The organism is Pseudomonas sp. Irchel s3a10 (assembly GCF_900187525.1).
Taxonomy (GTDB): Bacteria; Pseudomonadota; Gammaproteobacteria; order Pseudomonadales; family Pseudomonadaceae; genus Aquipseudomonas; species Aquipseudomonas koreensis_G.
The window spans coordinates 547,921-570,221 of record NZ_FYDR01000002.1 but is presented as its reverse complement, the minus strand read 5'-3'; the positions used below and the strand labels follow the sequence as shown (position 1 = coordinate 570,221).

Here is a 22,301-nt window from a genome sequence, read left to right as displayed (position 1 = left end):
AGCCTGCTCGCGATTGCGGTCTGTCAGAAACCAATGAGTCGACTGACATACCGCAATCGCGAGCAGGCTCACTCCTACAGTGGATCGGGGTCCGGCATAAAATTTTGATCGACGCCCGAATCCTCAGGCGTCGAAGGGTCTATCAGGCTTGCGTCAGTGCTGCTGCCGCGCGTTCGAAGCGGTCGAGACCGGCATCGATATCGGCGTCTTCCACCACCAGGCTCGGGGCGAAACGGATCACGTCCGGGCCGGCCTGCAGAATCATCAGGCCTTCTTTTTCAGCAGCGTTGAAGATGTCCTTGGCCTTGCCTTTCCAGGCTTCGCTCAGCACGCAACCGATCAACAGGCCGAGGCCACGTACCTGAGTGAACAGGCCGTATTTCTCGCCGATCTGCTGCAGGCGGGTCTTGAATTTGTCGTGCTTGGCGTTGACACCGCTCAGCACCTCAGGGGTGTTGATCACGTCGATCACCGCTTCGGCGACGGCGCACGCCAGCGGGTTACCGCCGTAAGTGGTGCCGTGGGTGCCGACGACCAGATGTTTGGCCAGCGCTTCAGTGGTCAGCATCGCGGCGATCGGGAAACCACCGCCCAGGCTCTTGGCGCTGGTCAGGATGTCCGGGGTCACGCCGTAATGTTGGTAGGCGAACAGGTGGCCGGTACGGCCCATGCCGGTCTGCACTTCGTCGAACACCAGCAGCGCGTTGTTCGCGTCGCACAGTTCACGGGCACCTTGCAGGTAAGCCAGTTCGGCCGGCAGTACGCCGCCCTCGCCCTGGATCGGTTCGAGCACGACCGCGCAGGTCTTGTCGGAAACCGCCGCTTTCAGCGCGGCCAGATCGTTGTAAGGGACGTGGGTGATGCCGGTGATTTTCGGGCCGAAACCGTCGGAGTACTTCGACTGGCCACCGACGTTAACGGTGAACAGGGTACGACCGTGGAAGCTGTTGAGCGCAGCGATGATCTCGTATTTTTCGCTGCCGAAACGGTCGAACGCCACGCGACGGGCCAGCTTGAACGCGGCCTCGTTGGCTTCGGCGCCCGAGTTGCAGAAGAACACGCGCTCGGCGAACGTGGCGTCGATCAGCTTGTGCGCCAGGCGCAGGGCCGGCTCGTTGGTGAACACGTTGGACACGTGCCACAGCTTGTTCGCTTGCTCGGTCAGTGCACCGACCAGCGCCGGATGCGCGTGGCCCAATACGTTTACGGCAATCCCGCCGGCGAAGTCGATCAGCTCGCGACCGCTCTGGTCCCAGACGCGGGAACCGGCGCCACGCACCGGAATAAAAGCGGCAGGCGCGTAGTTGGGAACCATAACCTGGTCGAAATCGGCGCGTTCTACCGCAGCGTGCTCAACGGACATCGGAGTCTCCTGATGAGGGCCACCCGCCTGAAACTGGCGAGCGATGGGGGGATTGTAAGGACAGTTTTCAGCCCGGCCTTGCCGCCAAGCGACAACTTCTTATAGCGCAAACCCCGGTTTTTCCCGGGTTTACGGCAATGCGACATATAGCGTCGCAAAGGCGCAGTTTAAACTGCACGCCGCCGTTTGCGCAGACGTACCGGAGATCTTAATCAAGAGAGTTTTGTGGTGTGCGGTATATATGTACCGCACATCGAATCAATGGCCGGTGTTTGCTAGGGACCTTTCTCCAGGCAAACGGCCTCACCCCATGATTCAAGAAACCACACCCGCCCTCGCGACACTGCCCGACCCACTGCTGCTACCCAGGCAGGACGCACACTATCAACCGCTGCTCCAGGCCATCCCGACATGGCTGAGCCAGGCTTCGGCACGCAATCGCGCGGCCTTGAAACGAGCCAGTCCGCTACTGCCCGCCAACCTCAAACAGGCTTCACGCAACGAGCATGCAAAACTGCGTGCGCTGCATGCCGCACACTGGACCGCACACAACCGCGTCGAACGAAGCCTTGCCCGGTTGCAGGACGCCAAAGCGTTCGCCGAACCGCTGCTACGCGCCGAACTGGCAAAGCGCTTTGGCTTGAATCTGGATGTCCGGCAGACCTTCCTGCGCCTGTATCTGCCCGACCATGTTCCGTGGTTACGCCTCAAATCCGGCGCCGCACGCACCTGGACCGTCTCGCTGCTGGACGCCGCGCTGCACAATTTTGAAAGCAGCGAAACCGCCGCCGACGCCTTCGAATCCGCCTCGGGCTACGTCAGCGAACCCTCGCCTGACGGTCAGTTCAGCGTACTGCCGAACATCCTCAAAGCGATGCCGATAGCTGCCTTCACCCGCCTGTGTCGTGAACTGGATATCGGCCGCCGCTACAACACTTATCTGCAAGACAATCTGGGCATCAGCAATCCGTTGGTCGCAGCCGTGCTGCAACCGCAGGTTTGCACGAGTGACAAAGCCGCACTGGTCGCCGCCCTGCAAATGGCCTACATGCAAAAGCTGCTGGGGGCCGATGTCCATCGCCTGATCCTCGGGCTGCTCGATGGCTTGCAACATTTGCGCCTCAATCGTCAGGCGTGGCATTGCCATGCGTTGACGATGATGAAAGTCAACCTGACCGGCATCGTGTTGTTCGCGCCGAATCTTGAGGCTGCACACGCAGCAGCGCGAGTCGTGGTTTATATTCCTGATGACCCGCAACACCCGGTCAAGGAATACGCCAGCAGCGCTGCCTTCGCTCAGGAGCTGGCGCAACGCTTGCGCGATCCGGACTATCAGGTGTTCTTCAGCCGTTTCATCAACCATGCCGATCGCGGCGCTTTCTTCGGCCAGTTGCGGGCCATGCTCAGCCCCGTCACCTGGCAACCCGTACCGGTCGGCGATCCACGCCCCACCTGGCGCGAGCATCCGGCCGCGCGACCCTTTCTGCAGATCGTCGCGACCCCGATCCAGGGTGAGCTGTGGGTGTATCTGTACCAGCGCAAGCTCGACAAGATGCTCAACGATGCCCGCGTCATCGCCGTCTCGACGGCCATGGTCGATCGCAAGGCGCGCTGGGCACTCTGGGATTCCTTCACGGACATCGCACAGTCGCTGCTCAGCCTCGTCGCGTTTGTCGCCTTGCCATTCGTGCCATTTCTCGGCGAGCTGATGCTTGCCTACACGGCCTACCAACTGCTCGACGAGACGTTCGAAAGCATCGTCGACTGGGCCGAAGGACAACCCCGCGAAGCGTTCGCGCATTTGATCGGTGTCGTGGAGTCCATGGTGCAGGTCGGCACTTTCGCCGCTGGCGGCGCTATCGCCGTCAGCGAGTTTCGCGCGCTATTGCCTGCCGATGTCGTCCAGTTCATCGACCGCTTCATTCCGGTGAAGACGGCCAATGGCAAGACCCGCTACTGGAAACCCGACCTGCGCCCTTACGAGTGGTCCGGCACGCTGCCCAAAGACATCCGAACCGATGCACTGGGCCTGCAAACCCACCTGGGCAAGAGTCTGCTGGCCCTCGAAGACAAGTTGTATGCCGTCAGCCTTGATGCCGAAACGGGCGCCTATCGCATCGACCATCCGACGCGTCCCGAGGCTTATAAACCCGCACTCAGGCACAACGCGGCAGGCGCCTGGCAAACCGAAATTGACCAGCCACTGGGTTGGGATCGCGCCACCGTGCTGAGCCGCAGCAGTGCGCAGATGCAGCGCCTTCCCGTCGCTCTGCGGGAGCGCCTGCTGAACATCAGTGGCTGCGAGGAAAACACCCTGCGCCAGATGCACGTCGAGCGCGATCAGTTGCCACCTTTACTCAGTGACACGCTGTTGCGCTGGCAGATCGATCAGGACATTCAATTGTTCATCGAGCAGATTGGCAGCCCGCATGCCGAGGATTACCTCAAGGCCGACCCGGCCACCCAACTGCAACTGCTTTTCGACAACGGCGACTGGCCTGTTGACCGAGGCCTGCAACTGGTTGATCGCCAGGGCAGAACCCTGTGGCGCAGCCCCGTTGCCGATGTGCCCTTCATACAAATCGAGGGCTCACGACTGGATGATGGCGACCTGCTCAAGACCTGCCTGCAACGTCTGACAGAATCGCAAAGAAGGCGGCTATTGAGCGAAGCATCACATACGCCCGCCCCCTCGGCCGAAGCCCGCGCGACCCGCCTGCGGCGCACCGTCGCCGAGCTGGCACAGCGCAAGCGCCAAAGCCTGTTCGAGGATCGATATCGTCAGTTGCAGCGCGGCGCCAGCCCGCTGGTACAGGTACTGATGGATGCCGAACCCGGCCTGCCGAAGGCGTTGGCGCAATCGATACTGGAAACGGCAAGTGATGCCGAATGCCTGCAATTACAGCGCGGAACACTCTCCGAAAGACTGGCCGCTCTGACCCAGGAGACAGGCCTGCAAGTGCGCGCAACTCGAGCCCTCGAAGGACTGGAGTTGCAAGCGACAGTCAATAATCTGGATACCGATCGGCTGGCCCTACATTCCTTGCCTCGGCTGCCGGGCTGGTCGCCGTCGATACGACTGGAGCTCAGGCACTACAGCCATAGCGGGCAACTGATCGACAGCCTCGGCGCACAGGACGCGCTCATTCGCAAAGTGCTGGTACTGACCGAACAGGGCGACTATCAGCCGTTCGACGCTACCGGTGAGTCGCTCAGCGCGCCGGGCTCACTGTATTCAAGCCTGCTGCATGCCCTGCCCGACGCAGAACGTTCGGCGCTGAACATCCACATCACACAAGACCTGCAGCTCAAGCAGTTGATTCGTGACCACGCGCTCGACCGTCAAGCGTTGCTGGAGCTGTTGTCGCAAAACCCGCTTCGCAAACCTGCTTATGAACCGGCCGTGATGCGCCTGCGTGGAGGTACCAGTGGCTATCGACGTATGCCGACCAATACGCCGACGCTGCACGCCCACGCCCACTGGCTGCTGCCGCACTTGCTGCCCGAGGAACTCAACGCGTTTGTCGGGCGCCTGCAACGCCATCCGGGCGGCCCGCGTGCGGAGCTGAGCCGCTTGATCACTGAACGCAACCGCCTCGACGCGGTACTGAATCCGTGGACTGAGGGGATTCCCCTCGTTCATCCGGAGACCGGCGCCCGCCTCACCACCGAGCAATACGCGATCCAGCATCATCGCCGACGGCAGATGCGGGTCGACATTCTGGACTGCTGGAAGCAGCAGGTTTCCTTGCCGGAGAACACCGAGCAAACCATCGATCTGCGTCTGTCACAGTCGATCATGGGAGAGCTGCCACAGCTGGAGGTGAACTTCAGTCACGTGGACTACCTGACCATTGAGGGGGTCGGCAGCACTCAGGGTATACACGGGTTTCTGAACTGCTTCTCCGGCTTGCGTCGTCTCGCGCTGCGCAATTTCCAGCTGGGCAGCCTGCCGGAGTCGATCAGCCAGTCGCCACAACTGCGCGAGCTGATTCTCAGCGACTGCAGCATCACCCTGACAGCCGAGAGCCACACAAAACTGGCGGCCTTGACTCACCTGAGAACCCTGGACCTGTTCAGGAACCCGCTCGGACTCACCCCCAACGTCGAAAAAATGCCCCGACTCAATTACATCGATGTGTCGGAGACCGGCATTTCCGAACTGCCACCCGGCCTGCTCACGCGTCCGTTATTGCGCACCGCGCTGCTCAACGACAACCAGATCCGATCGCTGCCTCCCGCCCTTTTCGAGCTGCCCAACAACGTTCCGGAAGGCTTCGACCTGAGCGGCAATCCGATTGCCAGCGCAGACCGGGAGCGCATCAAACTCCACTTCAACGACACCCGCCAGGACTTCGGCGTAATGGCCGAACAGGCTGATCTGCTGCGCGTACAGGCGCTGTACACGCACATGGATCTGGAACAGGCCAGTGAGTTTTTCTATCTGCTACCCGGCACCCTGGCCGAGGGTCGAATCGAACTTGCACGGCTTGAGCGTGAATACAGCGACTTGAGTAGCAACCTCGCCAACTGGGCGAACGACCATCCTGCCCTGCACCCGATCAGTGGCGAGCCCTTCACGATTGAGCAAGTGCTGAACGAGCACGCCGCACGTCACGAATTCAAATCGCTCATTGAGCAGTGCTGGCGCCGGGAAACCGAGCAGGACGAACCGGATGAGAACCTCCAGCCACTGCATGACTTGAACCTGGCGACGATCATCCGCGGCGACTTGCCCGTACTCAATGCCGATTTCAGCCATGTCACCCATCTGTACCTCAGAAGCCTTCCGGGTCAGACGTTTGGAATCGACAGGTTTGTCGAGACGTTCGCCAGCCTCAGAGGACTGACGATTTATCAATATCGACTGGAACACATTCCACCAGCGGTGTTTCGCATGGCTGAGCTGACCTATTTGTCGCTTTCACACTGCGATTTGACGCTCACGCCTCAAGCCGCCCTTGAGCTTGCGCAAATGGAGCGCCTGGATCACCTGGACTTGAGTGATAACCCGTTAGGCGAGACGCCTGATGTCAGCCAGATGACCAATCTGCAAACGCTGATGCTGGACAACACCGGCATCACCAGCCTGCCGCCGGGCTTGCTGCAACTCGAACACCTGGAAATCGCCGACTTGAGCGACAACGCGATCACCCAGGTTCCCAGCGATATTCTGGAGTTGCCAGAAGAGCGTGCGGAAAAATTCAGCCTGCGGAGTAATCCGCTCTCCGAGTTCAGCCTGCAACGACTGATCGCCTACTTCAGAAAGCACCGCATCGATTTTGGCGTGGAAGCCGTCATCGAGCGGGCAGAAATGGAGGTGTCCACGTCCGAAGATTCCGGGGTCGATGAGTGACGGTCAGCGGGATCTGCCGGGGTGCGTCAACCGCGCTCCGGCGGCACTGACGACAGCTCGAACGGACTGCTGCTGCGCCGCTGGTTGCGGTCTTCGCGCGGCGTGGCGCCGAAGAAATTGCGGTAGGCGCTGGAGAAATGCGGCCCCGAGGAGAAACCGCAGGACAGGCCGATCTGGATGATCGACTTGCTGGTTTGCATCAACATCTGCCGAGCCTTGTTCAGGCGCAGTTCCAGGTAGTACTGGCTCGGCACGCGGTTGAGGTATTGCTTGAAGATCCGCTCCAGTTGCCGACGGGACACGCACACGTGCTGGGCGATTTCGTCGGTGGTCAGCGGCTCTTCGATGTTGGCTTCCATCAGCAACACCGCCTGGGTGAGCTTCGGATGGCTGGAACCGAGGCGGTTCTGCAGCGGAATGCGCTGGCGTTCACCGCCCTCGCGGATGCGCTCGACCACCAGTTCTTCGGACACCGCACCGGCCAGCTCGGCCCCATGATCACGGGCCAGCACCGCCAGCAGCAGGTCGAGCACCGACATGCCGCCACACGCGGTCAGGCGATCGCGATCCCAGTCGAACAGGTGACTGGTGGCGATGACTTTCGGGAAACGTTCAGCGAAATCGTCCTGCCAGCGCCAGTGCACGGCCGCGCGATAACCGTCGAGCAGACCGAGCTGCGCCAACGGATAGACACCGGCCGACAGACCGCCGATCACGCAACCGGCACGCACCAGTTGCTTGAGCGCGCTGCTGAGGGCCGGGGCCAGAGTGGTCGGCGGCTCGTCGGCGAGCAGGAACAGTTTCTGGAAGTTTTCCAGCTTGCCGGTCCACGCCTCGCCCGGCAGTTGCCACGCCCCTTCGGCCGCAACGTCTGTCACGGTTTCGGCCTGGAGGAACGACAGTTCGTAAACCACCTCCGGATGCACCCGCTGAGCAACACGCAAGGCCTCCTCCGCCAGCGCCAGCGTCAGAGCTTTAGTGCTGGGCCAAATCAGGAAACCAATTCGATGGGCAGTCATGGGCGGGCAATCCGAAACGAAGAACGGTGATGAAGGCATGGGCCAATGCTAGCCCGTAATCGAAGCTGTCGCAGGTCCGTTGTGGGAGCGGGCTTGCTCGCGGAGGCGGTGGTTCAGGCAGCAATGATGTTGACTGATCGACCGCTTTCGCGAGCAAGCCCGCTCCCACAGGGGGACCGAGCCAGCCTTCAGGTCGCGAAGCATGACCTAATCTGGTGCATAACGGCAGCGATTACTTGAGGCTGCCCGACAGGAATTGTTGCAAACGCTCGGATTGCGGATTGACCAGCACTTCGCGCGGGTTGCCACTCTCTTCCACGACACCTTTGTGCAGGAACACCAACTGGTTCGACACTTCACGGGCGAAGCCCATTTCGTGCGTGACCACGACCATGGTGCGGCCTTCCTGGGCCAGAGCCTGCATCACCTTCAGCACATCGCCGACCAGTTCCGGATCGAGGGCCGAAGTCGGTTCGTCGAACAGCATCACTTCCGGCTCCATTGCCAGCGCCCGGGCAATCGCCACACGCTGCTGCTCGCCACCGGACATGTGCCCCGGGAACGCGTCTTTACGATGGGCCACGCCAACCTTGTTCAGGTAGTGCTCGGCTTTCTCGCGGGCTTCGGCCTTGGACACGCCCAGTACGTGGACCGGCGCTTCCATGATGTTTTCCAGCGCGGTCATGTGCGACCACAGGTTGAAATGCTGGAACACCATCGACAGGCGCGAGCGCATGCGCTGCAGCTGTTTCGGATCAGCGGCTTTCAGCGCGCCGTCCTTGTTTGCTACCAGTTTCAGCTCTTCGTTGTTGAGCAGGATCTTGCCCGCGTGCGGCTGTTCAAGCAGGTTGATGCAGCGCAGGAAAGTACTTTTGCCGGAGCCACTGGAGCCGATGATGCTGATCACATCGCCGGCTGCCGCTTTCAGGGACACGCCCTTGAGCACTTCGTGACTGCCATAGCGTTTATGCAGGTCTTGGACTTCAAGTTTGTACATGCGGTCGGTTCTCACAAAAACAGTCAGTCAGTCGTTGAGCAAGCGCCCGTGACGCAGCGCTTCGCGCCCCGCCACCTTGGCCAGCCAGAAACCGGGTTGGGCATAGCGCAGCCGTTCAATGGCAAACAGCACCCCGGACGTACCAGCACACACCGTGCTGACCCGATCGGACACAGGGTCGATCACTTCGAAAATCTCATCCCCGGCTTCAACCCACTCGCCGGGTTTACGCAGAAAACTCACCACACCGGGGTGCGGCGCCAACAGTAATTCAGTGCCTTCGAACGGCATGCCTTCGCACGGTTCGCTGGCCGGCTTCGGCCACTCGCCAGTGATCAGGCCCTGCTCGGCGAGGAACGCCAGAATGCCTTCGGCCCACGCCACCGCATCCGCGCGGTCGGTATTGGCCTGACCGCCCAGCTCGACAGTGGTCGCCAGGCACGCCAGCGGGATCTGCGCGTCCGGGAACTGCCGCGACAGTCGCAACCACGGCAACGAGCACGCTTCATCGAAGGAGCTGCCGCCGGAATCTTCCGCGAGCAAACCGACCTTCACATTCAGGTGCGCGGCCAGCGAACGCCACTGCGGCCAGTGCTGTGGCAGCGCATACATGTGCAGCGCGGCTTCAGCGTCGCAATGCAGATCAAGCACCACGTCGGCGGTGCAGGCGTGGCTGAGCAAAACGCGCTGCATGCCTTGCAACTGGCTGCTCGCCTCGGGCAACGCCGCCAGATGATCAGCCATCGCCTGACGGATCAAACGAATATTGGCGTGCGGATCATCACCTAGGCTCTCGGCCAAAGCCGCCGCCACCGGTGCGCTCAGCTCGACGAAATCGCGGTTGAAATTCTTGCCGCTGCCCGCCTCGAAACGCCCCTGATGATTGCCTTGCAGCAATTGCCCGAGGCCCAGCGGGTTGGCGACCGGTACCAGCTCGATCACACCGTTGAGCAGACCTTGGGTTTCGAGTTCGCCGAGGCGCTTTTTCAGCTCCCAGGCGGTGCGCATGCCCGGCAGTTCGTCAGCGTGCAGGCTGGCCTGGATGTAAGCCTTGCGCTCGCCGCTGCCGAAGCGGAAGACCGAAATCTTGCGCTCGCTGCCCAGATGGCTCCACGGCAATACGTGGTCGATGCGTTCCATATCAGTGCTTCCGTGGGGCCAGATAGCTCAGCCAGCGACGCTCGGCCAGCTTGAACAGGCGCACCAGAATGAAGGTCAGGCACAGGTAGAACACGCCGGCGGTGATGTACGCCTCGAACGGCAGGTAGTACTGCGCGTTAACGGTACGGGCCGCGCCGGTGATGTCGATCAGGGTCACGATGGACGCCAGACTGGTGGTCTGCAGCATCATGATCACTTCGTTGCTGTACTGCGGCAGTGCCCGGCGCAGGGCCGATGGCAACAGAATGCGCTTGTACAGTTTGAAGCGCGACATGCCCATGGCCTTGGCGGCTTCAATCTCGCCATTCGGCGTAGCCTTGAGGCTGCCGGCGATGATTTCGGCGGTGTAGGCGCTGGTATTGATCGCGAAGGCCAGGCACGCACAGAACGTCGCGCTGGACAGCCACGGCCACAAGAAGCTCTCACGTACCGCTTCGAACTGCGCCAGACCGTAGTAGATCAGGAACAGTTGAACCAGCATCGGCGTGCCGCGAATCACGTAGGTGTACAGCCACGCGGCGCCGTTGACGATCGGGTTCTTGGAGACGCGCATCAGGCCCAGCGGCAGTGCCGCCAGCAGACCGAAAAACAGCGACAGTGCGAGCAATTTGAGGGTGGTCAGCAGGCCGCCGAGGTACAGCGGCATGGCCTCCCAAATGACGTTGTAGTCGAAGATCATAGATCAGCCGCCCTTACGCCTACCGAGTAGCGCTTCTCAAGGTGACGCAGCGCCAGCAACGAGACACTGGTGATCACCAGGTACATCGCCGCCACTGCGAGGAAGAAGGTGAAAGGCTCGCGGGTGGCATCTGCCGCCTGCTTGGCCTTGAACATCATGTCTTGCAGACCGACCACCGAAATCAGCGCGGTCGCCTTGGTCAGAACCAGCCAGTTGTTGGTGAAGCCAGGAATCGCCAGGCGAATCATCTGCGGCACCATCACCCGGAAGAACACCTGAAAACTGCTCATGCCGTACGCCATGCCCGCTTCGGCCTGGCCCTTGGGGATCGCCATGAACGCGCCACGGAAGGTCTCGGACAGGTACGCACCAAAGATGAAACCGAGGGTGCCGATACCGGCAGCCAGCGGGTTCAGGTCGATGTAGTCGTCATAGCCGAGCATCGGCGCGACGCGGTTGAGCAGGTCCTGACCACCGTAGAAAATCAGCAGGATCAGCACCAGGTCGGGAATCCCGCGGATCACCGTGGAATACAGATCGCCCAGCCACGCCAGCCAGCGAATCGGCGACAGGCGCAACGCGACCCCGATCAGCCCGAGAACGATGGCCAGGGCCATGGACGACAAGGCGAGCTGAAGCGTCAGCCATGCGCCATCGAGGATGACAGCCCCGTAGCCTTTCAACATGATTCAGGTCCTCGAAAGTTGGGATGAAAAAATGGCGCAAACCGCAGAGATCCTGTTGCTTGCGCCATTTCTGACTTGTCGCAGAGACGTGTTACTTGCCGTAGATATCGAAGACGAAGTACTTGTCCTGGATGGCTTTGTATTTACCGTTTTCACGGATGGCCGCGATCGCAGCGTTGATCTTGTCTTTCAGCGCGTCGCCCTTGCGCACCGCGATGCCTACGCCGTCGCCGAAGTATTTGACGTCGGTGAACTGCGGGCCGACGAAGGCGAAGCCTTTGCCGGAATCAGTGTTCAGGAAGCCGTCCTGCAGCAGGGTGGCGTCAGCCACGGTACCGTCGAGGCGACCGGCGGCCACGTCGAGGTAGATTTCGTTCTGCGAGCCGTATGGCTTGATCTCGGCACCCAGCGGGGCCAGGACTTCGCGGGCGAAACGCTCGTGGATCGAACCACGTTGCACGCCGATGTTCTTGCCCTTGAGCTCAGACAGGTTGTCGCTGACAACGGTGCCTTGCTTCATGACCAGACGGGCCGGGGTGTTGTAGTACTTGTTGGTGAAGTCCACGGACTTCTTGCGGTCTTCGGTGATCGACATGGACGACAGGATCGCGTCGATCTTGCGCACTTTGAGTGCCGGGATCAGACCGTCGAACTCTTGCTCGACCCACTGGCACTTGACCTTCATTTCTTCACACAGGGCATTGCCGATGTCGTAGTCGAAACCAACGATGCTGCCATCCGGCGCTTTGGAAGCGAACGGAGGGTAAGCCGCTTCGATACCGATCTTCAGAGGTTTTTCATCAGCGAAGGAATTCAGCGACAGCACGGACAGTGCCAGGGCGCCAAGCAGCACAAGTTTCTTCATCTTGGGACTCCATCGGTAAAGGGCAAAAACGGCAGAGTGAGCGACAGCCCAATATGCGAATGGGTGAATCGGGAAAGCGGTGCAGCATCGGTGGGAAATTTCCCATTGAAACCCTCGGAGGTTTCAACGTCAGCCACGATGAGCGAGTGATCGGCATTCTAACGACAGGCCCGAAGCCGATATTTCTTCAATGCGACAACTAATTACAGATGCACAGAGAAACCCGCTTGAGCGCATTGACAGCCTTGCAAATTCATGCAAGAGCGAAAGACAGTGAACCGATCTATGCTGCAAATTGCGGGCCTATTATTCGCAAACCCTTCTAATCCGGCAAGCGCAGCGTTGTGTCTTATTTTTCACCAAGGGGTTTGAGGCTCTAAAACGGGGCATTGCGTTTCCCTTCGCCCCGCGGCGGGGCGGCCGGTTACACATTTGGTTACTCGGGTAGGCATGGGTAACAGCGGGAAATGGCTTGCACAGGAAATCGATAATTATTGGTTGGGTTTCTGACAGGGGATTACTGCGGCGTCTGACAGATTGTCTTCGCGAGCAAGCCCGCTCCCACAGGTTGATCGCATTCTGCCTGAAAGAATGCAGGCCCACCGTGGGAGCGGGCTTGCTCGCGAAGAGGCCAGCAAAACCACCACAACCCCACCAGACAAAATAGCCCCGGCTGGACTGCGTTCTTCCAGACAGAACACACATCGACCTGTGGGAGCGGGCTTGCTCGAGAAGGGGCCAGCCCTGCCACCTCAAAACCTCCAGACACAAAAAAGCCCCATCCGGCATCACCGGACAGGGCTTTTCAATGCATCAGACAGGCTTAAGCCACATTCATCGTCTTGTGCGTATCAATCAAATGCTGCACCACCCCCGGATCCGCCAGGGTCGAGATATCGCCCAACCCATCGTATTCCGCCGTAGCAATCTTGCGCAGAATCCGCCGCATGATCTTGCCCGAACGGGTCTTCGGCAACCCCGGTGCCCACTGGATCACATCCGGCGAAGCAATCGGCCCGATCTCTTTGCGCACCCAGTTCTTCAGCTCCAGACGCAGTTGCTCGCTCGGCTCTTCGCCATTCTTCAGGGTGACGTAGACATAAATGCCCTGCCCCTTGATGTCGTGCGGCACACCGACCACCGCCGCTTCGGCGACTTTCGGGTGAGCGACCATCGCGCTTTCGATCTCGGCGGTACCCATGCGGTGACCGGAAACGTTGAGCACGTCGTCCACGCGCCCGGTGATCCAGTAGTAACCATCGGCGTCACGCCGCGCACCGTCACCGGTGAAGTACATGCCACGGAAGGTCTTGAAGTAGGTGTCGACGAAGCGGTCATGGTCGCCATACAGCGTGCGCGCCTGACCCGGCCACGAATCGAGAATCACCAGATTGCCCTCGGCCTCGCCCTCGATGATGTTGCCGAGGTTGTCGACCAGCGCCGGTACCACACCGAAGAACGGACGTGCTGCCGACCCCGGCTTCAGTGCATGCGCCCCAGGCAGCGGGCTCATCATGTTGCCGCCGGTTTCGGTCTGCCACCAGGTATCAACGATCGGGCAACGGGACTTGCCGACATTCTTGTAGTACCAGTCCCAGGCTTCCGGGTTGATCGGCTCGCCCACCGAACCGAGCAGACGCAGGCTGCTGCCATCCGCGCCTTCAACGGCGGCGGTGCCGGAGGCCATCATCGCGCGGATCGCGGTCGGCGCGGTGTAGAGGATGTTGACCTTGTGCTTGTCGACGATCTTCGCCACCCGGGTGATGTCCGGGTAGTTCGGCACGCCTTCGAACAGCAGCGTGGTCGCGCCATTGGCCAGCGGGCCGTAGACGATGTAGCTGTGGCCGGTGACCCAGCCAACGTCGGCGGTGCACCAGTAGATTTCGCCCGGACGGTAGTCGAACACGCGCTCATGGGTCATCGCCGCGTACAGCAGATAACCGCCGGTGGTGTGCTGCACGCCCTTCGGCTTGCCGGTCGAGCCAGAGGTATAAAGGATGAACAGCGCTTCTTCAGCGCCCATCTCTTTCGGCGCGCAGACGGTACCCGCCACTTTCATCAGGTCTTCGTACCAGATGTCGCGATGCTGGTTCCACTTGATGTCGCCACCGGTGCGCTTGCACACGATGACTTTCTGGATGCTGCTGGTTTCCGGGTTGGTCAGCGCATCGTCGACGTTGGCCTTCAGCGAGATCTTCTTGCCGGCACGGATGCCTTCGTCAGCGGTGATTACCACTTTCGACTTGCAATCGATGATCCGCCCCGCCAGCGCTTCCGGCGAGAAACCACCGAACACCACCGAATGAATCGCGCCGATCCGGGTGCAGGCCAGCATGGCGACCACGGCTTCGGGGATCATCGGCATATAGATAGTCACCACGTCGCCGCGGTGCACGTCCTGACCACGCAGGGCGTTGGCCAGTTTGCACACTTGCTCGTGCAGTTCGCGGTAGGTGATGTTACGGCTTTCGGAAGGATCGTCGCCTTCCCAGATGATTGCGACTTGGTCGCCGCGCTCGGCCAGATGACGGTCGAGGCAGTTGTAGGAAACGTTCAGGGTACCGTCGGCGAACCATTTGATGTCGACATGGTGATCGTCGAAGGAAGTCTGCTTCACCGTGGTGAAAGGCTTGATCCAGTCGAGGCGCTTGGCTTGCTCGCGCCAGAAACCGTCAGGGTTGACGACCGACTGCTGGTACATGGCTTTGTAGGTCGCCTCGTCAGTCAGCGTATTGGCCAGAACCTCGGGACGAACGGGATACAGAGAAGCCGCACTCATCTTTCTTACCTCGGTGGAATAGTTGTTTTTGTATGACCCCGTTGTAGCCGGGCCGGGCCCATAGAACCATTCGACGATGGTTGTAGGAGCTGCCGCAGGCTGCGATCTTTTGATCTTGCCTTGCAAAATCAAAGGCGAAAGATCGCAGCCTTCGGCAGCTCCTACAAGGGTTGGGCGGTGTTTTGCGGCGATTGTTACCAAAACCGCCAAAAGTGTTTATCAAAACCCCACCTGTTTACCCCCACCCCACCTGCCTAAAATCCACCTCGCCAACAAGGCAAACGCGATTAACAACGTTACAGCCCCCACGAAGGCCGTTAATCCAGCTCTCAAGTAATAACTGCAAACGATGAAGTTCCACACGCAACCCTAAAAAGGTTGCGTGACCCCACTCGACCTCAAAAAGGTAAATCTGAAATGAAAGCTTTATTGGTTCTGGCCCTCAGCAGTCTGTGCGCAACCGCCATGGCAGACGAGGTCCCGACTGATGTCGCACAGCAACAACCGGTGATCGAGGAATACACTTACTCCACTCACCTGGACATCGCCAAAGTTGTATCGATGAGCGAAGTGCCGAATGTCTGCGAAGTGGTACCGGCAAAAATGGAGTACGACGACTCCAAGGGTCAGCGCCACATCTTGCGTTACAGCGTCATGGGCAACGGCTGCACCAATTGATGATTGAGACTGCACCGAATCGGACCGCTCAGCGCCTCATTTGAGGGTCGATTCCAGCCCGGCTTCGGTCGGGCTCAGTTGTGTCTGGAGTCGTCAAAAATGCTTGCAAAACACTAGATGTAGTGAAAATCCGGTTTTTTTGTTCGTTTTTTGAGCAATTCCACAATCGCGAGATTTTTACGAAAAAAAATCTATCCCCGGCAAAGCCCTGTAAACCCGCACTCTCATCGAAAAACCACCCTCCTCGACCGCTCCATGCGCGGATTCGCCTCAGCACAGCCGTGTTTTTTTCCCTATAATGCCGCCCTAATCGGGTCAGCAATATTCCCTTACAGGGAGCAAAAGCCATTCTGAAGCCCCGCAGCAGCGTCAACGCTGATCTGCGCCCGTCAGAGGCTCTCGGAAACCCGTACAAAATTCTGTTTTATTGCCTGCCTTGGCTGCCGCAAAAAACGATTCCTTAAGATCCAACGCGGTCTGTACGACCGTGTGAAAAACCAACCAATCAGGTTTCACACGGGGCGACAGGCCCTCACGCAGGAGACGACACGTCATGCTGAGCTGGGACGAATTCGACAAAGAAGACAGTGAAGTAGCAACCGTGAAAGGCGCCAACGCCGGCCACGCTACTGAAGCCAACATGGACCGCCTCGACAGCGCCGGCGGTGCCGCAGCGCTGGAAGCCCGCGCCGTGACCGCCGACGACTCGGCCGCCGTGGCCCGCGCCAAGGCCGCACTGGATTCCCTCGACGTCGCCGAAGGCCTCGCCGAACTCGAAGGCGCCTCCGCCCGTGTCGCCGTTGACGAAAAGCGCATGATCAACTGCCGCGCCGACCTCAACCAACTCGTACCATTCAAGTACGACTGGGCCTGGCAGAAATACCTGGACGGCTGCGCAAACCACTGGATGCCGCAAGAAGTCAACATGACCGCCGACATCGCCCTCTGGAAAAACCCGGAAGGCCTGACCGACGACGAGCGCCGCATCGTGATGCGCAACCTCGGCTTCTTCTCCACCGCCGACTCCCTGGTTGCCAACAACCTGGTGCTGGCTGTGTACCGCCTGATCACCAACCCGGAATGCCGCCAGTACATCCTGCGCCAGGCCTTCGAAGAGGCGATCCACACCCACGCCTACCAGTACTGCATCGAATCTCTGGCCATGGATGAAGGCGAGATCTTCAACATGTACCACGAGATCCCGTCGGTCGCGAAAAAGGCAGCCTGGGGCCTGAAGTACACCCGCTCGATCTCCGATCCGAAGTTCGAAACCGGCACCCCGGACACCGACAAAGAACTGCTGCGCAACCTGATCGCCTACTACTGCGTGCTGGAAGGCATCTTCTTCTACTGCGGCTTCACCCAAATCCTCTCCATGGGCCGCCGCAACAAAATGACCGGTGTCGCCGAGCAGTTCCAGTACATCCTGCGCGACGAATCCATGCACCTGAACTTCGGCATCGACGTGATCAACCAGATCAAAATCGAAAACCCACACCTGTGGGATGCCGAAATGAAGGAAGAAGCGACCCAGATGATCCTGCAGGGTACGCAGCTGGAGATCGAATACGCCCGCGACACCATGCCTCGCGGCGTACTGGGCATGAACGCGGCGATGATGGAGGACTACCTGAAGTTCATCGCTAACCGTCGTTTGAGCCAGATTGGTTTGAAAGAGGAATATCCAGGGACTACTAACCCGTTCCCTTGGATGAGCGAGATTATGGACTTGAAGAAAGAGAAGAATTTCTTTGAGACGCGCGTGATCGAATACCAAACTGGTGGTGCGTTGAGCTGGGATTGATACAAAAACACTAAACCGCCATATAAGGACGCAGCCCCGAAATCGGGGCTGCCGTAAATGGAAGCTTAAATGTCAGAAAAAAAAACACACTGGTCAGTGTACGCGACACTAACCTTACTTCTCGTTTCCTGCCTAGCTCTAATCGTAACGCAAGTCTTAACCGCCAATACAGCTACTAAACTCGAATCCACACTATTCAACATCATTCAATTTTCCTTATCGATTGCTTTCTCTTGGATACTTTCCAAATTAATCACCGAGCAACAATTTCTGGAATCACAAAAAAAATTCGCCATCGGTGCATTTCGAAGGATCATGGAAATTGAGCGATCGTTGAGCAGAACACAAAAATACGTAACCAATGCAAAATTGAGCAAACCAAGCGATTTCAGCGCAAAACTGGAAGCCATAGATATAAGCATTGTTAACGCACAGGACACCGTAAAATCCTCAATTGCAGACTGGACTGACATTATCGGCGATGAAATCGAAGTCACCAACGAAGTTCGAAGGCTTAAAAAGACAAGAAACTATCAAACCGAAATCGATAGCGAGATCAACCTTCCTATAAATGACTCTTCAGAAAATATTCGAGAAGAGAAAATAGAAAAACTGCAAAACTCGCTACCCGCAGAAATCCGAGTTTCATTAGCGGAAGAAGATAAGAACCCATTTGAGGCCGGGTATGAGTATCTGGCAGATATCTGCGAAGAGAAAAAAACACTCGAACTAACTGGCTTTTGGGACAAATCGGATTCATTCACTGCGTCACCGGCAGACTTAAAACGTGGGGACGCTGTAACAGTCGCCAGGGGTATGACTACCAGCAGAAACGGCGTGCTGCTTGCATACAACGATCAGGACAAGTGGTTCGGCGTGATTACTAACCCATGTGCGGACATTAATGTAGACTACGATTCTTTCGTTAGCGTTTTCGAAATGTTTTATGAAAAAGAGTTTCTTCCTAAAGTATTTGGCGGCACCCCTCTAAAAGCAACCGTGCTGGAAATATTTGAACTCGACCTTGAGCTTGACAGGCAATATTTTCGATTAGAAGTAAACACACCCGAGCAACTCTAAAAATCGTAACCACCTCTTCACTCCGCCTTCTCAAGCAAAATATTATCACCGGCAATCTTTACCCTAAGATTGCCATCTCAAAGAAATGATCAACAAGGAAATTTTAGTATTGCCCAACAAAATCCCAGCACATAAAAATGCGCCTCCCCTATATAGATACAGTTTCACCCGACCGCAAGACTTATCCCCCTCTACAAGATAACAGCATGTAATCTCTCCGCGGCCCCGCGCCAGCCAACCTAAAAACATTCAATAATTTAGATGTACAATAATAATTTACATTACCTCTGCGGGCCTGCGGCCTTCGCTACAAGCGACTTTTGAGTCCGATCGATGTTAGAGCTAGAACCAACAGGCTCAAATGGTTCATGTGTCCGCCTAGCCCGGGCTGCGCAAACTTAGCATTCGGAACAGCTTTGATTGAGGCAATTTGATTTTGCTAAGAATTGGTCAAGAACGACAGGGTCGTCTGAGGCGTAGGCTAACGGCTGGAGTCCACTGCCGAATATACCTCATGCTTAGCGATCCGATTGAAAGACGGACTGCATTGCGAAGTTATGGTAGATGAGGGTTGCAAAGGATGTTTCAACCGAAGCACTCCGTGGGTTAGAGATATTTTTGTAGGTTCACGCGAGATTCGTCGCTATTTTGTGTAGGAATTTTCGTAGACAGCTGTGATGGCCACTCAGTATCGTCCGAGGGTTTCAACCTTTGGCGATTGTATGGACACAGAAAAAAGTAATAGCGACTGGAGTGAGGTCGAGATCCAGGCGGCAGTCGATGCCTATCTCAAGATGCTGGCACGCGAGCAGAGCGGCCAGAAATTCGTCAAGACTGAGGAAAATCGAATCCTGCGTGAAGGCCCGTTAGCCGGTCGGACTAAAGGCTCCGTCGAGTTTCGGATGCAGAACATTTCTACCGTGTTGGTAGAAATGGGCCGGAAGCGTATTGAAGGCTACAAACCTGCCAAGAATGTTGGGGCGAATATAGCGCGCAGCATCCGTAAGGCACTTGATGCTTCCACTGTTCTGACGCTTGAAGATTCTGAGCCAGCTGCGGACGAAGCATTGCTGGACCAACGCGCGGCCAAATTCGAGCGGAAGCAATTTGACTACGTCCCCAAAGGTATAAAGACACCTCTCCAAACGACGTCCACCAGAAAGGTTTACTTTCGCGATCCTGAATTGAGGGGCTGGGTTCGTCAGCAAGCCAATGGAAAGTGCGAAGGTTGTGGCAAAGCGGCGCCATTTGAAAAGGATGGGAAACCGTTTTTAGAAGTACATCACGTCAAGCACATGTCGCAAAAGGGTTCGGACCTTGAGACTAATGTTGTGGCGTTGTGTCCCAACTGTCACCAACGTTGCCACCATTCGGATGACAGAGAGGCTTTCACTGCTTGGCTGTATGAGAACGTTGGAAGGCTTGAAAAGGAATAATCGCGGTTTATCTGACTAACCGTATTGGCTGATCTTGGGGCTGCTTCGCAGCCCAGCGGGAGCAAGCTCCCTCGCCACAGGGGGGATGTGCTGCCTGCAGTGGCGGGGTGAGGATTGAAATCTGGATTGATGCCTGGAATCGCCAGCTGGCTCCTACAGGTTTTGCATCATCCTGAAAACAATCAGTGCAAGCCGCGCCGCCTCCCGCTATTAATACCCCTCCCCCACTCAAGGATCCGAGCCCCACCATGAAATTCGATCTCGCCTACTGCCTCAGCCTCGACGACAAGTTGTCGATCTATGACGTTCGCGATCTCAATTTCGATGAGACGGTGGCGTTCGATTCGGCAAAGGAGCATTTCCTGTGCCCCAACGATGCCTGTCGCGCCGCATTCGATGCAGCCAACGAGTTGGGCACGTTCAACGCGAAAAATGTGAATTACGTGCGCACGCCGCACTTCAAGAATCTACCCACTACGCAGCACGTGGCGGGTTGTCCGTATGTGAGTTTGAAGGCGTCGGCGTCCGGGGTTGAGGCGGCGGAGGGTGAGGTGGATGACGGGCGGGAGGAGCATTTTCCGTCGGAGTTGTTGCTGACGCGGCGTGAGTATGTGCGCAAGCCAGCTGCGCCGGCGGGGGCGGCGGATGTGTTGCGGGATGATCCGGTGCGGGTGGCGCAGGTGAGTTCCAGGGAGTCGCCGGGGCGTGAGACGGCGCCGGACAAGACCAGTGTGTTTGCGCATCCGGTGGAGTGTTTTGTGTCGAACTTCGCCGATAAGGAGTTGCTCAAGCGCATGCCGTTGAAGGTTGGCGAGCACACGGCGCCTTATGGCTCGTTCTTCAAGAAGATTGAGTATCTGACGGATAACAAGGGGCTGATTTACTGGGGCAAGATCAAGGAGATCAAGGATTACACCCAGAGTTTTCGTATCGATTTCGAGCAGAAAGTCTGGTTCAAGCAGACGGATGAGGCGAAGAAGAAGCCGTATTCGGTGAACGTGTACTTGAGCAAGAAGTTGATCGACAACTACCGCAAGCGCAAGGCGTTTCTGGAGGAGATCAAGCATGCGATCGACAGCGACAAGCAGTTGTTCTGTTTCTTCTATGGCGTGACGCCGGAGTTGAAGCAGGTGCCGAGCAAGAAGAACCCCGAACAGACGTTCGGGGTGTTCAGTGCCAACATCGAGAACCTGGATCACTTTATTGTGCGGGAGGCGCCGGGGTTGGCGTGATGGTTAGCCTTTGGGCAACTGCAGTTTGGCTGCGCCACGGTGCTGGTTGACCAGCGAGTACGGCAGCACTGACCAATCGGGGTTGTCGCAGTTACGTTGGTAACGGGCGAAGTAAGCGCCCAGGTAAATCCCCTTCGGTGTGAAGTGCCAGTTGGAATAGCCCCAGACACTTTCATCGGTGTAATCGCAGTTGCCATCGTCTTCGGCGGGCTTCCTCATCTCTTCGGGATAGAGCGTGGTGAACTGTTTGACCAGCCACGGCGCCATGACTTTCAGCTGATCGTATTCGGTGGCCGCGCTATTCGGTTCACCAATCCACAGTACATCTTTGAGTTTCAACAATTCGCCGGTGTGGACGTCGAGGTTGATTGGCGAACTGCCGAAATCAGGGTGGGCACCGCCGCAGCTGTAACCGGTGGAAATGTCCAGGCTGACCACATCCGGCGAGAGAAACTCCGGGGCAGCCCCTTGATCGAACTCGGCATATTCCCCGCCATCCATCATGCAGCGGTGATAGTCGATGACTTCAGTCCAGAGCCGTCCGAGCAGGTGGTTATTAATCCGCTGCTGCACTTCTTTCGTATAGCCGGATTCGACACTGAACAACGATATCTTTGACTCAGGCTCCGTCCACCATTGCAGGTCGTAGCCCATGAAGTTTTCTTTCTTCTCCGGTTTGAGTTTGAGTCCCTGTAAGCGCAAATACTCGTAGGGATCGCTCTTCGGCAAAGTGGCAATAAAGGGCGGCGTAGTTGCGCTCGGCGCAGGAAGTTTGGCTTCGGTCAGTTGCACCGGCAGCTTCTTGCCCTTGGGATTTTGCCATTCGCCCTGCCAGCCATTGGCGGTGGATTTCAACTTCAGGGTTGGCAACGGTTTGTCGTCGCCATAGCGGTTGTTGCCTTCAACAAGGTTTAACGTGCTGTCCTGCAGCGAGCCGCTGAGCTCCAGGTCGCGGTGATACTTCTCATAGAAGTAGCGGCCGGTAACTTCGTCCTGCTGCGTGGTGTTGAGCTCCACCACAATCGGCATCTTGCCCAGCGTACCGGTGAACACGTGTCGGCCATCTTCGGCATGGGCGGTGGAAATCAGTGTGAACAGCGCCGCAGCGTATGGCGCCAGGCGCGGCAGTCCCTTGAGCATGGATCGATCCCTGAATGAATGAGGCT

At 57.9% G+C, this 22,301-nt stretch carries 15 protein-coding genes; 6 read left to right on the top strand and 9 right to left on the bottom strand.

Annotated elements, in window-relative coordinates; translation table 11 throughout:
* Window positions 1-142 precede the first annotated feature (142 nt).
* Window positions 143-1,363, bottom strand: a complete 1,221-nt coding sequence (locus tag CKW11_RS08070; RefSeq protein ID WP_095137118.1) for an aspartate aminotransferase family protein — start codon at window positions 1,361-1,363, stop codon at window positions 143-145.
* A 310-nt stretch (window positions 1,364-1,673) separates the two neighbouring features.
* On the opposite strand from CKW11_RS08070, the gene CKW11_RS08065 reads away from it, so the two are divergent.
* Window positions 1,674-6,719 carry a dermonecrotic toxin domain-containing protein gene (locus tag CKW11_RS08065; protein ID WP_095137117.1) on the top strand — a complete coding sequence of 1,682 codons (5,046 nt, stop codon included), beginning with the start codon at window positions 1,674-1,676 and terminating at the stop codon, window positions 6,717-6,719.
* 26 nt (window positions 6,720-6,745) lie between these two features.
* Here CKW11_RS08065 and argR read toward each other — a convergent pair whose 3' ends face one another.
* The 7 genes from argR to acs all read right to left on the bottom strand — a co-directional run bounded on the left by argR (window position 6,746) and on the right by acs (window position 14,905).
* Window positions 6,746-7,738, bottom strand: coding sequence for a transcriptional regulator ArgR (argR, locus tag CKW11_RS08060; protein WP_027612635.1), 993 nt, complete (start codon window positions 7,736-7,738; stop codon window positions 6,746-6,748).
* Between the two features lie 232 nt (window positions 7,739-7,970).
* Complete coding sequence (locus tag CKW11_RS08055; RefSeq protein ID WP_003227281.1) at window positions 7,971-8,735, bottom strand: ABC transporter ATP-binding protein; 765 nt, start codon at window positions 8,733-8,735, stop codon at window positions 7,971-7,973.
* A 27-nt stretch (window positions 8,736-8,762) separates the two neighbouring features.
* On the bottom strand, window positions 8,763-9,875 hold the full coding sequence (locus CKW11_RS08050) for a M14 family metallopeptidase (RefSeq protein WP_095137115.1): 1,113 nt from the start codon (window positions 9,873-9,875) through the stop codon (window positions 8,763-8,765).
* Window position 9,876: 1 nt separating this feature from the next.
* Window positions 9,877-10,575, bottom strand: a complete 699-nt coding sequence (locus tag CKW11_RS08045; RefSeq protein WP_095137114.1) for an ABC transporter permease — start codon at window positions 10,573-10,575, stop codon at window positions 9,877-9,879.
* Entirely contained in the window at window positions 10,572-11,261 is a 690-nt protein-coding gene (locus CKW11_RS08040; protein ID WP_003227287.1) for an ABC transporter permease, read from the bottom strand. Before CKW11_RS08040 ends, CKW11_RS08045 begins: the two co-directional genes overlap by 4 nt.
* 91 nt (window positions 11,262-11,352) lie before the next feature.
* Window positions 11,353-12,126 (bottom strand): ABC transporter substrate-binding protein, encoded by a 774-nt coding sequence (locus CKW11_RS08035; protein WP_095137113.1) that lies wholly within the window; start codon window positions 12,124-12,126, stop codon window positions 11,353-11,355.
* An 823-nt stretch (window positions 12,127-12,949) separates the two neighbouring features.
* Window positions 12,950-14,905, bottom strand: a complete 1,956-nt coding sequence (gene acs, locus CKW11_RS08030; RefSeq protein ID WP_007963105.1) for an acetate--CoA ligase — start codon at window positions 14,903-14,905, stop codon at window positions 12,950-12,952.
* A 417-nt stretch (window positions 14,906-15,322) separates the two neighbouring features.
* On the opposite strand from acs, the gene CKW11_RS08025 reads away from it, so the two are divergent.
* The 5 genes from CKW11_RS08025 (at window position 15,323) to CKW11_RS08005 (ending at window position 21,135) form a co-directional block, all read left to right on the top strand.
* Complete coding sequence (locus tag CKW11_RS08025; RefSeq protein ID WP_027612631.1) at window positions 15,323-15,583, top strand: DUF2790 domain-containing protein; 261 nt, start codon at window positions 15,323-15,325, stop codon at window positions 15,581-15,583.
* Window positions 15,584-16,136: 553 nt separating this feature from the next.
* On the top strand, window positions 16,137-17,387 hold the full coding sequence (locus CKW11_RS08020; RefSeq protein ID WP_003227292.1) for a ribonucleotide-diphosphate reductase subunit beta: 1,251 nt from the start codon (window positions 16,137-16,139) through the stop codon (window positions 17,385-17,387).
* A 69-nt stretch (window positions 17,388-17,456) separates the two neighbouring features.
* On the top strand, window positions 17,457-18,467 hold the full coding sequence (locus CKW11_RS08015) for a hypothetical protein (protein ID WP_095137112.1): 1,011 nt from the start codon (window positions 17,457-17,459) through the stop codon (window positions 18,465-18,467).
* A gap of 722 nt (window positions 18,468-19,189) precedes the next feature.
* Window positions 19,190-19,903 (top strand): HNH endonuclease signature motif containing protein, encoded by a 714-nt coding sequence (locus CKW11_RS08010; protein WP_095137111.1) that lies wholly within the window; start codon window positions 19,190-19,192, stop codon window positions 19,901-19,903.
* Window positions 19,904-20,151: 248 nt separating this feature from the next.
* Window positions 20,152-21,135 (top strand): hypothetical protein, encoded by a 984-nt coding sequence (locus CKW11_RS08005; RefSeq protein ID WP_095137110.1) that lies wholly within the window; start codon window positions 20,152-20,154, stop codon window positions 21,133-21,135.
* 3 nt (window positions 21,136-21,138) lie between these two features.
* Here CKW11_RS08005 and CKW11_RS08000 read toward each other — a convergent pair whose 3' ends face one another.
* Entirely contained in the window at window positions 21,139-22,275 is a 1,137-nt protein-coding gene (locus CKW11_RS08000) for a hypothetical protein (protein ID WP_095137109.1), read from the bottom strand.
* Window positions 22,276-22,301 lie beyond the last annotated feature (26 nt).